The sequence below is a fragment of the Pseudomonas extremaustralis genome (assembly GCF_900102035.1).
Lineage (GTDB): Bacteria > Pseudomonadota > Gammaproteobacteria > Pseudomonadales > Pseudomonadaceae > Aquipseudomonas > Aquipseudomonas extremaustralis.
Genome location: NZ_LT629689.1, coordinates 5,955,073 through 5,967,753, shown reverse-complemented (window position 1 = coordinate 5,967,753; position 12,681 = coordinate 5,955,073). Strand labels below are relative to the sequence as shown.

Below are 12,681 nucleotides of genomic sequence, written 5' to 3'. Positions count from 1 at the left end.
GGACCGTTCACGTCCCGGTGGCTTTTTTATTTTCAGATGCAGGAGAACCATCATGCTCAAAGGTTTAGCCATCACCCCGCCCGTGCTCGGGCGCATTTCCATCGGCAAGGTCGTCGAGAAAAACGGCAAGCGCCTGCCGGAGAAAGACGATCAGTTCACCCTCACCTCCCAGGTACAAAGCCGCGACGGCTGGTTGCTGCACCCGCTCAATGAGGAATTACGCAACGGCCAGGACGGCAAGCTGCGCAGCATTCCGATCCGTTTACTGTTCAACGAGCCGGCTCTAAATTTTCGTGCGGACTACAGCTTGTTCGACCGTAATACCGGCCGGCCGCTGTGCGTCGGCAATGGAGACACCTGTAAGCGCCAATGTGAGGACGGGATCAAGACCCTGCCCTGCCCTTCGCCCGATGGCTGTTCACTGGCTCAAGGCCATGCCTGCAAGCCCTATGGTCGGCTGAACGTGGTGATTGGCGATGATGATCCACTGGGCAGTTTTGTCTTCCGTACCACCGGGTTCAACAGCATCCGCACCCTGGCGGCACGCTTGCAGTACTTCCAAGCCATCTCCGGCAATCGCCTGGCCTGTCTGCCGCTGGAGTTACGCCTACGCGGTAAGTCCACTCGGCAGAGCCATGGCACACCAATTTTCTACGTCGATATCACGCTACGCAGTGGTATGAGCATGGAAGACGCCTTACAGGAAGCCAAGCGCCTGGATGCAACCCGACAAGCCTCGGGATTTGACCAGAGTGCCTTGGATCACGCGGCCCGGCAGGGCTTTAACAATGGGGCCTTTGAAGACAGCGAGGAGAACACCGGTGCCATCGTCGAGGAGTTCTTCCCCGCCATTGTAAATCAGCCCATCCATGTAGAGCCCCAAACCCAACTAGCAACGCCAGCCAAATGCTCACTCGCCCAAAAGCTTGAGTCGCAAGTCACCCGGCACAACAGCAAGCCCAGCGCTCAGTAACCAGGTTACTCAATCCCCCTTCATTTTCACGCATTCGTACAGGAATATCCGCATGAAATATCACAAGCTCATAGCCGGTGAAACCACCGGTACCTATGTCATGGAATCACCGGTCACTGAGGCGGACATCCTACAGATGGCGCAACAACTGGCGATGAGTCGCCTGGCTAAAGGTCGGGCACTAACTGAACCGAAGCAGGTCTTCAGCCACCTGCAAACACTGCTGCAGTACTACGAGTACGAAATCTTTGCATTACTGCTGCTCGATACCAAACACCGGGTTATTGGCTTTAGGGAGCTGTTCCGAGGCACGCTGGATGGAGCCAACGTGTACCCACGGGAAGTGGTCAAGATAGCCCTAGAGCATAATGCGGCAGCCGTGATTTTGGTCCACAACCATCCTTCCGGTGACCCAGAACCCAGCCAAGCCGATCGCACGCTAACCACGACCCTCAAGCACGCGCTGAACTTGGTTGGTACCCGAATATTGGATCATGTGGTTGTAGGTCATGAAGGCTGCGTGTCGTTGGCTGAACGAGGTTACCTGTAACTTTTAGACTCACACCATCCGATAGACTGCCCTTGGTTAATGCCAGGGCAGTCATCCCCATCCCAGCCAATTTTTTTTTGCATTAAGCGCTATTACTCAGCGTCGGTTGCTACCGACACCATCACCAATGGCCCCGGTGTTTGACGTCCACAGATAACTGGTTCTGTGATGGCTTGAGCAGCCTCACTCTTTCCAAACCTCAGCAGCCAGCGGCAACTCATTCAGCTCGGCGCGGGCCTCGCGCCAGGTTGGAAAATGCTCCCCGAGGATGGAGATAAAGCGCTCATTGTGGGTGGGTTCGAGCAGGTGAACCATCTCGTGAACGATCACGTACTCAAGCAGGTCTTTCGGCTTCTTCACCAGCTCGGTGTTCAGTCGAATGTTCCCTGCTTGATGGTTACAGCTGCCCCATTTGGTTTTCATCCGCTGCAGGTAATAACCAGCCACCCTCACCTTCAGCTTGCGTTCCCACTTCTTGATCAACATGGGCACCACCGCGTGCAGTTGCAACTTCTGCCATTCGTGCATCACTTCGGCGCGCTTATGCGCATCGCTACCGGGGCGAACAGTTAAGATGAGGCGTTTGTGGTCGAGTACCACTGAAGGCTTGGCGTCCTGATGGTTAACCACCATCAGGTAGCGTCGACCCCAGATATAGTGGCTTTCTCTTTCCACAAACTCACGCGGCGCCTCACGCGCCTGCGCTTCCAGTTTGCTCTGCTGCTCGCGAATCCAGCCCAGCCGGGAAATAGCATAAGCCCGAGCGACTTCAAGCCGTGTGCTTGTTGGGGCGACTAACGTTACCCGCCCCTCGGGCGGGTGCACGCTCAGGTGGACATTCTTGATGTCTTTCCTGGTCACTGAAATTGAAATGTCGCCCAGCTCAATAATCTCGTTCATCAATATCCCTGTTGGTTCTTGATGATCTCGAATATTGCCGAAGTCGCTACACGGTCACGCCCCATCAGAGGGAACAGCGCATTCAGAACCTGCGCTTCCCGCGCTGGGTCTCCTCGCCAGGATGAAGGAGCCGAGCCGCGCATGGCCAGATCAATATCCAAAGCCAGCTTCACCTTTGCCTCTTCATCTATCGGGCACTGGAAAGTGGTCGTTGCAATGCTGTCCAGGTTGTTGAACAACACGATGGCTTCCCGATGTCCGTTCAATGCTGCTGGAGAGCTTCCTGGTCCCTTCTGCGCCAGCTGTTTGACCAGCGCCTCGGCCTTGCGCAAAAACTCCTCGTAAGCGGCTGCATCTTCACGACTCTGCTTGATCAGGTCCTCAAGCAACCTCGACATACCCTCGTAGAACTTCGGGTCTGTCAGTTGTTCACGAATGATGGTCTTGCGCACGTTGTTGATAATGCCTTCGGCAATCGCCCCCTTGGAGAGGTTGCCTTTGGCGTTGAGCTTTTTGGCGATGGCATCGTGAACGCCAGTCTGAACGATCAGTTCAACCAGCGAGAAATTATCGACCGTGCTCATCGGGTCGGCGTGGTCTGCCTGAATATAAGTATTGAGCAGATGTCGCATGTCCGCTTCGAATGGCTTGATATCCAACTCTTCACCGGAGTGTTTCTTGATCGCCTCACGCACGTCTGCATAGAACTGCACCTCGGTTTGCAGCCTCCCCGCTTCAGCAGCCGAGTATCCGGCTTCGGTAAGGTTCTGCGCCAAGTCGGCAAACGCCCGCACAAATGAAGCCACCGCTTTATAGAAAGACACCCGCAATGCTTCGGTCTCATCCAGCCCATTAGCGTTAGCGGCAGCCCCACAGAAGTAATGGATAAACTGCTCGACCTCCCGTGGCGGCGCCACGGGGTCGCACAAGTAACTCAATGCCTCTCGGGCCGCGTCCAGTTGCTTTTTCCCTTCGACCAGCCAGTTCTTCAGCTGAACGTTGTTATTGCCCCCGCTACCTGCGTCGACATCTAACTCGTCAGAGGTGTACACCGAAATGGCATCTTGCACGTCGCCAAACAGCTCTTTGAAGTCGACGATATAGCCAAAGTCCTTATCATCGCCGTCGAGTCGGTTGGTGCGGCAAATGGCCTGGAACAGGTTATGGTCCCGCAGCTCGTTATCCAGATAGATGTAAGAGCAACTGGGTGCATCGAAGCCAGTCAGCAGCTTGCTGACCACGATGAGCAGCTTCAGGTTGGCCGGTTCCTCAATGAAGAGACGCTTGGTCTCTTCTTCATAAGCGGTGGTGGTCTGGCCCGGTTTCAGCACGTCCTGCGTGTAGGTATCAAACTTATAGCGCTCATCGCTTTGTGCCGGCTCGCGAGAAATTGCACTGGGGTTCGGCTCATAGGACGTGATGATGCCGCAGTAAGGGCCGAACGAGGTGGTCTTAAACAAGCGGAAGTAGTCACAAGCGTCGTAAATGCTGGCTGCCACCAAAATGGCCGTACCCCGATCGCTGTTCAGGCGCGGCTTCAGGCTGAAGTCCTCAATGATGCTGGCGATAATGCGCCGCTTGCGCTCGCCGGCGCTCATAAGCGCTTCCATGGTTGCCCAGCGCTTACGCAAGATCGATTTTTGATAGTTGTTCAATACCTTGGTTTTCTGCTCGAACCAGGCATCGATAGCTTTTTGCGAAGTCAAACGCTGTGGTACGTCGCGCGCTTCATACTTAAGGTCCAACACGACCTTATCCGCAACGGCTTCATGGAATTTGTAGGTATGGATGTAAGTGCCGAACACATCGCGTGTAGTTTGTTTGTCCTTGCGCAGCAGCGGTGTACCGGTAAAGCCAATAAACAGGGCATTGGCCAGCCACTGCTTCATTTGCTTATTCATATCACCGCCTTGGGTGCGGTGGCATTCATCCACGAATACATAGAAGCGCCCATGCATGGGCGGCGGCGGAACACTCAGATCTGGCTCAAACTTGTGCAGCAGCGCACAGAGCAGTCGCGGCGAGGGAGCGGAAAGCTTCTGCACAAGATCGGCACGGGAGACAATGCGTGGAGAGGGCGAGTCGTTACCGATTACCCCGGCATTACGCATCACCCCGGATATTTGCTTGTCCAGCTCATCGCGATCGGTGATGACCAGAATGCGCGCCTCAGGGTCATGCTCCAGCAACCACTTGGCGATCAGCACCATCAGAATGCTCTTGCCACTGCCCTGGGTATGCCAGATAACCCCACCCTCTTTACGACGAACCCGCTCTTGCGCGGCCTTCACTGCGGCGTATTGATGAGGGCGCGGCACCTTTTTGATGCCTGCATCGAAGATGATGAAGTTGCGAATCAGATCGAGTAAACGAGACTTCTCGCACATCTGCGCCAGTGGGTCGTCCAGCAAGTAACCAGACAGTGGCACTTCTGCACCCGGTGGCACTTGGTAGCGAGCAGGCATCTCCTGGAGGGTATTGAGTTCTTCAGGCACAGCGTTCAGGGAAGACGCCTTCCACTCGACAAAAAACTCGGCGCGGGTAGTCGCGGTGCCGTAGCGCAAGCCCTGAGAGTCACTGCCAGCGAAGACCAACTGCACTGTACTGAAGAAGCCCTTGTTGAAGATTTCCTCCTGGTTGGTGATCAGCTGGTTAATACCATCGGCCACCTCAACCGAACTGCGCTTGAGCTCGATCACGCCGATGGCGATACCGTTCAGATAAATCACCAAATCAGGGCGGCGCTCAAAGCCACCGCGCAAGGTCACTTCTTCGGCAATGGAGAAGTCATTGCGTTCAGGGTGCTCCCAATCAACCAGATGCACCGTTTCGTGGGCCTGCCCAACGGCTACCTGTACCTGCACGCCGTAACGCAGCAGCTGGTAGGTACGCAAATTCGCCTGATACAGGGTGATGCCCGTGGAATCAGCCGCAGTCATCAGCTTTTGCAACGCTGCTGATATTTGCGCATCGGAGTAGCCCCGCTGCTTCAGGTTTGCCTGCAGCAGCTCGACTTCAATGTTGCGATTTTGCCCACGCTTGCTCCACTCACCCTGGTAGTTGTAGCCAAGACAATCAGGCCGCGACGTGTCCGTAAACAAGGCCACAATACGATTCTGGGTGCGACGTTCGGAGCGAGGTTGTTGAATCATCAGGTGCATCCTGCAGGGTTTACTCGGATTCGTGTTTGCTGACTAGACTGTTGAGCAACACGTTATTCATTTGTTCGGAATGGGCGCGTATGGCGTCGGCATCCCAGGATTCTGTTTCCATCATCAGATACTGTTTAACGCTATCGATGGTGTTGTTTTTATAAAACTCTTTCTTGGCCGAAGGCATGAAATTGCTCAAGCGAGAGTTCTTGCTGTGGCTGATCAGGCACAGATTGCCGAACGAGTTAAGCGTGTCAGCATCCAACTGAACTTGTCCGTCTAGCGGATGCTGCGGGTAGTAATGCTCAACCGAACTACGGAAGGTGAATTCGTAGGATTTAACCGACTCCTTTGCCCTGTGTTCAAGCCAAAGCAAGTAGTCCAGAAAGTTGAACACCAGGTTGTTTTCGATGTTGCCGAACGTCAGCCGTGGCTCAATCGTCTCTGCCGCAATACTTTCGCGGCGCGTCTGACAGGCGCCCCGGTTGGTATAGATCATCGCAAAGTAATCCAGGCCTACGTCTGGAGCCAGAAAGCGATCAAAGACAAACGCCTTGGCGACCGACTCCATGTGCTGCAGATAAGCCTGAGCCTCAATCTGTTCAACATAAAACAGGTGAAACAGCGCCGCATTCAGCCAGTGCTTGTAAACCAGCGTTGGTGTGGAAACATGAAACGCTGACAGCAGCATCAGGATGCGGCGGTTGATGTCCTCGTTGCCGTCCTCCTCGCCGAAGGTATTCACATAACTCCCGCGACCCGCCCGGCTACGTTCTCCGCCGTCATTCCATTTGAAGCGTTTGAGGCTCCAGCCATCTGCGCCCTTGATGAACTCACGCTTGATAACATACTGGTCAAACAGATACTTGCAGCGCAGCAGGCTAAAGGTAAAACGCTTCACCGCGGCTACAGGATCTGGCTGCTTGAGCACATACGCTTCAAAGGTATCGAGCAGACGTTTGTCATCCAATGGGATGTCAGCTTTCGTATCGACACGCAGTACATGCAACAGGAAGTTCGGGAAGTTGATAACCGTGTTGAAACGCTCTGGCGCATCCTCACTTGACTCATCCTGCTTCGCAGCAACTGGTGCCTTAGCAATGATCTGATCAAGCGTTAAGCGGGTTTCCTGCTTGGCGGCTACCTCTTGCGAACTGTGCAGCGCTGCCCGCAGCGAATCAAAGTCAGCAAGCTCAAACTGTCCCCAGTCCTTGTCGCCAAAAATGCTGCCACGTTGGCCAGGCGTGAAGCCCATTTGCACATAGCGCTCCATGTTCGCGCAGGCTTCCCAAACGGCATGCAGGCAGTTCTGGCTCTGCTCGCAGCCCTGCAACTTCTCCATCATCCGCGCCTTGAGCACTTCGTGCTTTTCCAGCTGCTCACCACGGTTATTCATAATCTCGAAGTAATGGTTCAGGTCCGTATCGGTCGGTACCTTCACCCGCATGATTTGCACGTAGCGGAACAGGTAGTCGGCAAACTGCTGAGGCGAAACGTCGTTCTCTTTCAGCTTCTGTGGCAAGACTTTCTGGATAAGGCGGTAGCCATTGAGGATGCCGGTATTGATCTGCTTCTTAGTCAAAACCTCTGCAGGATCGTCGTTGAATTTCTTTTCGAAGATGGCCGCAAAGGTTGCACGCGAACGCTCGCGGCTATCGAAGTGGATACTCAGGTTTGTATACCAGGCAAGCTCGACAGCCCTGGTGTTTTTCAAATACGACGTCAGCAACGATAGGGTCGTCAGCCGCTGTTGGCCGTCAATGGTTTCAAACACCGGTGTTTTGCTATCCGGGCGTTCATACACCACCAAGGTGCCAATGTAGTAATTGCGCGCTTGATCGCCATCCTCCGGCAGGTAGTCGATCACGTCCTGAATCAGCTGCATGATTTCGCCCTCCTCCCAGGCGTAATTGCGCTGATACATCGGGATGACGTACTCATCCCGACCGCTGAGCAGCGCCTTGATGGACAGCTGACTGATTTCGCTACTCATAATATTTCATCGCCTTGAACAGAGTTTCGATCTCACCGGTTCTGGTTGACTTCTGGCCGCTCAATACCGGCAGGGTGCAGTTAATAAAGTCCGCAGGACGTGTGGCGTCCTTGATCAATCGGAACAGATTGTTCTCCAACACGTGGTTATCCATGCTGGCCAGCTGCACCACCTGCATCTTCAAGCGCAGGCTGTAGGCCCAGATGAAAATCTTCTCGATGGCGCGGGAGATATCCGCGTGACCGAACTTGTCGATGTAGTAAATCAACAGGCAATCAAACATCGCCCGCACATAACAATCGCCGGTGCGGGTTCTTGCCGGGTAGCTATTGAGGGTATCCATGATGGTTTTCGCATAGCCATCGAGCCCTTCAGCACCCACCAGTTCATGCCCGTTCCAGGACTCGGCGCTGATCCGCGCCACTTTGCCCTGATAGTGGCTGATCAACTCAAAGAAGCGCCGGCCATTGATGATGATCTGATCCAGGTGAAAGGGAAAACCAAGCTCGCGCGAGTCGATCTTGCGCTCGTACTGCCCATTGTAGTTATCGACAAAATGGTGGGCGATACGCAGCTGCTCCACATAGGGATAGCTGGTCACCGTATCGATATTCACGCCCTTGAATAAGTCACCGTCATCCTTGCTGAAGTAACGCGCCGAAACCCCTTTCGACCAATTTCGGATGCGGTACAGGTACTGCGAAAACAGCGTGGCCAACTCATCGGTATCACTGTTTTCCCAGCGCGCCACCGTGGCCGCCTTCAGCTGCTCGTCACGCGGGCTGAACTCACGCAGATGGTAAGCCTTGAGCAGATCATGGGGCTCCAGATCCCGGCCCCGCGCATTCTGCGAGTCGAAGAACTGGAAGGCTTCCGACACATCGTTAAGCGCCACGGCAACGACCTGGCACTTGTTCAGGAAGAAATCGATATGCGCCTCGGTAAAGTCCGCACGGGAAACGATGCGGGCCACCTCAAGGTAATTGCTGTGGATGTTCTTCTGCGAGATCTCACTGGTAAAACCGGGGTTCACCATCGCTTGCTCAAGCTTGAGCAGGCGCTCTCGCAAGTCTTTGCGTTTGAGCTTCTCTTCGTTGTTTCGCTGGATCAGCGCACGAGCTGCCAGCAGCAGGCTAATGGTCCGCTGCTGGCCATCGACGATGTTCCTAGTGCCACCTTCGTGGTGAAACACGACAGTGCCCAAGCGATAGGCCGACTTGTCCTTATGGATGGCAATATCGGAGAACAGTTGGTTGATGTTCTTGCCGGTCCACTTATAGGGGCGCTGGTACTGGGGAATATCCAGCGCAGAATCCATAAGCAGTTCGAAAACGCTGATGATCTTGCTGGATAGTTCGGTAGCCTGCTGCGTTTGAATCGCCTCCATGCTCAGGTTTGTCATACCAAACGCGTCCTTCCGGTCAGCAGCTCCTGCATCATGCCTTGCTTGAGGACGCGGGTTTTGGCCAGGCGCTGTTCCAGTGCGGCCAGCTCGTCGTCCATATCGGTCAGTACGGCGGCGATGGCCGTCTGCTCGAGCAGATCAGAGGGCAGCTGCAACTCGATTTTATTCATTTCCGATTTGTTGAGCTTTGCCCGCGTCCCGCTCGCCAAGTATGGAAGAATATTTTTGTGTACCAGCGAGTAAAAGATAAATCCTTGGTCAACACCGGGTTTCGCTTTCAAAATGTGCGCGTGGTTGTTGACCCAACACTTTCCCCTCATGCGGTAAGCAATTGGCCGAGTTTTGTATTCGTCAAAATAGCCGCCATCCTCCGCCATCAAGATGATGTCATCATCAATTACGAAACCATCAACAAAGTCCAATACACCGTTAGCCCCACAATATGGGTAGTCGCCCTGCATCTTCCCTCGTTGTGCTTCGTTCAGCGGGACACGCATGTTGTCGAGGCAGTCGGTGATCTCTGCAAGCACCTTCACCTCCCGCTCACCATGAAAGCCGGGGAGGCGGGCTTGACCGGTCAGGAGTTGTTGCATGGTGGCCTGTTTGAGGTCGCGCTTTTTGGCGATAAGCCGCTCCAGCGCATTCAACAAAGCATCCATGTCCCCCAACGCCGTCGCGATGGCACGTTGCTCCAGATGATTAGAGGGAACCGGAATGGGGAATTTTTCCATTTCCCATTTTTGGGTGTGAACTAGTGCCGACGCGCCATGCGCCCTGTCTTCAATGAAGCGAGTGAGTTGTCGCAAAGCATGTAGGAGGTAGCCAGCGTCAGCTGCGGAGTCGTTTGTGACGACCTTCCAGGTATGGTAATTCAAAAGTGCACGGCTACCACTCCACACATGCGGTCCAAATGACGTCCCCCTACTACCCGACCAAGCAAATAATAACTGTCCGGGCTCGATAAGAATTTTCGAGTTGTATTGTCCAGAGTAAAAATTGAATTCGTCGGAACCATTGAGATTTTGGATCCGTATGATAGGGAGACCGGTAGTTTGCCACTCGTGTGGTTTAAATCCTCGACCGTTTACCAATGTGCACACGTCGCGAATGTTCCTTGCTTCCCACTCCTCTGGAATAACACCCACATCCGTTTGTTTATAACCTGACTTCACTGCCATACCGCCCCCATCTTTCTCAGATGTTCGTCCACACGACTTGCGAGTGCAGCGACTTCATCGATGAGCTGAGGCAGCGGGGTGGTGTAGCGTTCACTCAGTTCACGAATGCGCCCGGTCAGAGTTTGGGAAATGCGATCCAGTTCGCCTTGTACTGCGACAGCTAGGGTAGACAGCCATTTATCGTCCACCACCAGGGTTTTGATCTCGTCCTCGCTAAGCTGCGGGTATTTAGCATGGATCTTGTCGTCGAGGTCTTCCTCAGCCTTTTTGAGCTTGGCCTTGAGGGTGCTTTGCTGATCGATCAACGCGTCGTATTCGGCCAATACCCTGAGTTCATCCTCATAATCCGCATCCAGGCCAATCTCGCGTTGACGCGCCTTGATCGCTTTGGCGGCGATCTTCTGCTTGTCACCCTCTCCTTCAATCACCTCACTGAGCGAGCCATCCTCACCACTGTGCTCTTCGAGCATTTCACTCATGCTTTGCTCAACACTGGCAAGCCGGGTTTCAAGCTCTTCGATGGCGTTGCGCTCGACCATGAAATAGCGGGCAATCAGAATCTCGACCGGAATCAGGTCGGACTTGAAGCGACGCTTGCCTTGGCAGTAGTCATGCTTTTCGGCCCAGCCCAGCTTGTTGTTCTTATCCTTGACCTTGAGGATTTCGCGCGCTTTAGCGGCGGCTTTCCAGCCGTCGGCGCTGATCAGGTAGCAGTCGTCCTGCATGGTCTCGGCCCAATAGTTCATCAGATGCTGATAAATGTCGTAATGGTCGAGCAAAGGGGCTTTGGCGAAGGCACTGAGCAGGTCCTCGGACAGTGCAGCAATCAGCTCCTTGGGGTGGCTGTTGGCTGCAAAGCTTTTCAACTGAGGGACGCTGTCCGCCAGCCAGTGATTGAACAGCTTATCCACACCAGCCTTGAAGGCCGTGAACTGCGGATGACCGAAAATGACCGGTTTCACCTCAGGGCTGACAAGCTCAAAATAACCAGGGTGACTGGCAGCCTTGAACAACGCCGCGCGCAGTGCAGGCATCACCTGCCAGTAGCTGTCAAAGGCATCGATATCACGCTCGGGAATGCCACCGCGCAAATGGCCGTCGATATCCTGAATGTCCTCCGGCTCGGTACTGTCGATATAGCGTGGCAAGTTCAGGTTGAAGCCGTTCCTCGGATCGCTGATCTCGTCGAAAGAGACCATTCGTGCGTAACGCGGCACATCTGCCATTCGGCTGAAGGCGTCGACGATCTTGTGCACGTCCTGATCACGCAAGCTGTTCTTCGGACCGTCCTTGATAAAACCCTTGGCGGCATCGATCATGAAAATGCCTTTGCGGGCACTGGCGTTTTCCTTGTCCAGCACTAGAATGCAGGCGGGAATACCGGTGCCATAAAACAGGTTAGCCGGCAGGCCGATAATGGCTTTGAGGTAACCAGAGCGCACCAACTGCTCACGGATCACCGCCTCGGCGTTGCCGCGAAACAATACGCCATGGGGCAGAATGCAGGCACCTTTACCGGTACTTTTCAGCGAACGGATGATGTGCAGCAAGAAGGCATAGTCACCCTGTTTGGCCGGCGGCTCGCCCCAGGCAAAGCGCTGGTACGGATCGTTGGCAGGCGTCAGGCCAACGCTCCAGGTTTTGACCGAGAACGGCGGGTTGGCCACTACGTAATCATAGGTACGCAGTTGCTCGCCGTCCTTGAACTTGGGCGAGGACAGCGTATTGCCCTGCAGAATGTTGGCGGTCGGGAAGTCATGCAGGATCATGTTCATGCGGGCGAGACCGGCGGTGGTCACGTCCATCTCCTGCCCTTCAAGGGTGATGTGCGTGCCAGCCTGGTCGGCCACTTTCAGCAACAGCGAGCCTGAGCCGCAAGTCGGGTCATACACAGTCGTCTTTGCCACGGCATTGGCCGGGCTAATGCCGATGACCTGGGCGATGACGCGGCTGACCTCGGACGGGGTGTAAAACTGCCCTTTGCTCTTGCCGCTTTCGCTGGCGAAATGGCGCATCAGGTATTCGTAGGCATCGCCGAGAATGTCATCGTTCTCGGCGCGATTTTTCGAGAAATCCAGTTCGGGTTTTTCGAAGATGGCCACCAGGTTGGTAAGACGCTGCACCATCGCATCGCCTTCGCCCAGCTTGTTTGGGTCGTTAAAGTCGGGGAAGTCACTGCGCGCAAGCCGGCTGTTGGCATCGATCAACGGCTGGATGATCTGCGTGTTGATCTTGTCGCCGATATTGGCCTTGCCCTTGAGGGCGATCATGTCTGTGAAGCTGGCTCCCGGCGGGATGTTGACCGGAGGCGCGAATTCATCCGAGTTGCCGTACTTGTCGGAGATGTACTTGATAAACAGCATGAACAGGACGTAGTCCTTGTACTGACTGGCATCCATCCCACCGCGCAGCTCGTCGCACGAGGCCCAGAGGGAGGAGTAAAGATCGGATTTCTTGATAGCCATTGGCAATCCTGACTGGGGTAAAGAGTAAGTGCGCAGACGCCCCTGTTACGCGTTCGGGAAAATGC

The 12,681-nt window shown here is 54.6% G+C and carries 8 protein-coding genes; 2 read left to right on the top strand and 6 right to left on the bottom strand.

Annotated features, from left to right (window positions below):
• The first annotated feature begins 52 nt into the window (after nucleotides 1-52).
• Nucleotides 53-973, top strand: a complete 921-nt coding sequence (locus tag BLR63_RS27485) for a recombination directionality factor (protein WP_010562624.1) — start codon at nucleotides 53-55, stop codon at nucleotides 971-973.
• A gap of 52 nt (nucleotides 974-1,025) precedes the next feature.
• Nucleotides 1,026-1,523 carry a RadC family protein gene (radC, locus tag BLR63_RS27480; protein WP_010562623.1) on the top strand — a complete coding sequence of 166 codons (498 nt, stop codon included), beginning with the start codon at nucleotides 1,026-1,028 and terminating at the stop codon, nucleotides 1,521-1,523.
• A 183-nt stretch (nucleotides 1,524-1,706) separates the two neighbouring features.
• On the opposite strand, the gene BLR63_RS27475 is transcribed toward radC, so the two are convergent.
• The 6 genes from BLR63_RS27475 to BLR63_RS27450 are packed head-to-tail and all read right to left on the bottom strand — an operon-like array spanning nucleotide 1,707 to nucleotide 12,616.
• Entirely contained in the window at nucleotides 1,707-2,423 is a 717-nt protein-coding gene (locus tag BLR63_RS27475) for a M48 family metallopeptidase (protein ID WP_010562622.1), read from the bottom strand.
• Nucleotides 2,423-5,575, bottom strand: coding sequence for a type I restriction endonuclease subunit R (locus BLR63_RS27470; RefSeq protein ID WP_010562621.1), 3,153 nt, complete (start codon nucleotides 5,573-5,575; stop codon nucleotides 2,423-2,425). Before BLR63_RS27470 ends, BLR63_RS27475 begins: the two co-directional genes overlap by 1 nt.
• A gap of 19 nt (nucleotides 5,576-5,594) precedes the next feature.
• On the bottom strand, nucleotides 5,595-7,568 hold the full coding sequence (locus BLR63_RS27465; RefSeq protein ID WP_010562620.1) for a DUF262 domain-containing protein: 1,974 nt from the start codon (nucleotides 7,566-7,568) through the stop codon (nucleotides 5,595-5,597).
• On the bottom strand, nucleotides 7,561-8,970 hold the full coding sequence (locus BLR63_RS27460) for a DUF262 domain-containing protein (RefSeq protein WP_010562619.1): 1,410 nt from the start codon (nucleotides 8,968-8,970) through the stop codon (nucleotides 7,561-7,563). The genes BLR63_RS27465 and BLR63_RS27460 overlap by 8 nt, the downstream gene beginning before the upstream one ends.
• A complete protein-coding gene (locus BLR63_RS27455) occupies nucleotides 8,967-10,151 on the bottom strand; it encodes a restriction endonuclease subunit S (protein WP_010562618.1) in 1,185 nt (394 codons plus the stop codon). Before BLR63_RS27455 ends, BLR63_RS27460 begins: the two co-directional genes overlap by 4 nt.
• Nucleotides 10,142-12,616, bottom strand: a complete 2,475-nt coding sequence (locus BLR63_RS27450; RefSeq protein WP_010562617.1) for a type I restriction-modification system subunit M — start codon at nucleotides 12,614-12,616, stop codon at nucleotides 10,142-10,144. The genes BLR63_RS27455 and BLR63_RS27450 overlap by 10 nt, the downstream gene beginning before the upstream one ends.
• Nucleotides 12,617-12,681: the final 65 nt, after the last annotated feature.

Coding starts and splice junctions, on each gene's coding strand:
- BLR63_RS27485 (WP_010562624.1), top strand. CDS start 53: ATGCTCAAAGGTTTAGCCATCACCCCGCCCGTGCTCGGGCGCATTTCC.
- BLR63_RS27460 (WP_010562619.1), bottom strand. CDS start 8,970: ATGACAAACCTGAGCATGGAGGCGATTCAAACGCAGCAGGCTACCGAA.
- BLR63_RS27455 (WP_010562618.1), bottom strand. CDS start 10,151: ATGGCAGTGAAGTCAGGTTATAAACAAACGGATGTGGGTGTTATTCCA.
- BLR63_RS27465 (WP_010562620.1), bottom strand. CDS start 7,568: ATGAGTAGCGAAATCAGTCAGCTGTCCATCAAGGCGCTGCTCAGCGGT.
- BLR63_RS27475 (WP_010562622.1), bottom strand. CDS start 2,423: ATGAACGAGATTATTGAGCTGGGCGACATTTCAATTTCAGTGACCAGG.
- BLR63_RS27470 (WP_010562621.1), bottom strand. CDS start 5,575: ATGATTCAACAACCTCGCTCCGAACGTCGCACCCAGAATCGTATTGTG.
- BLR63_RS27450 (WP_010562617.1), bottom strand. CDS start 12,616: ATGGCTATCAAGAAATCCGATCTTTACTCCTCCCTCTGGGCCTCGTGC.
- radC (WP_010562623.1), top strand. CDS start 1,026: ATGAAATATCACAAGCTCATAGCCGGTGAAACCACCGGTACCTATGTC.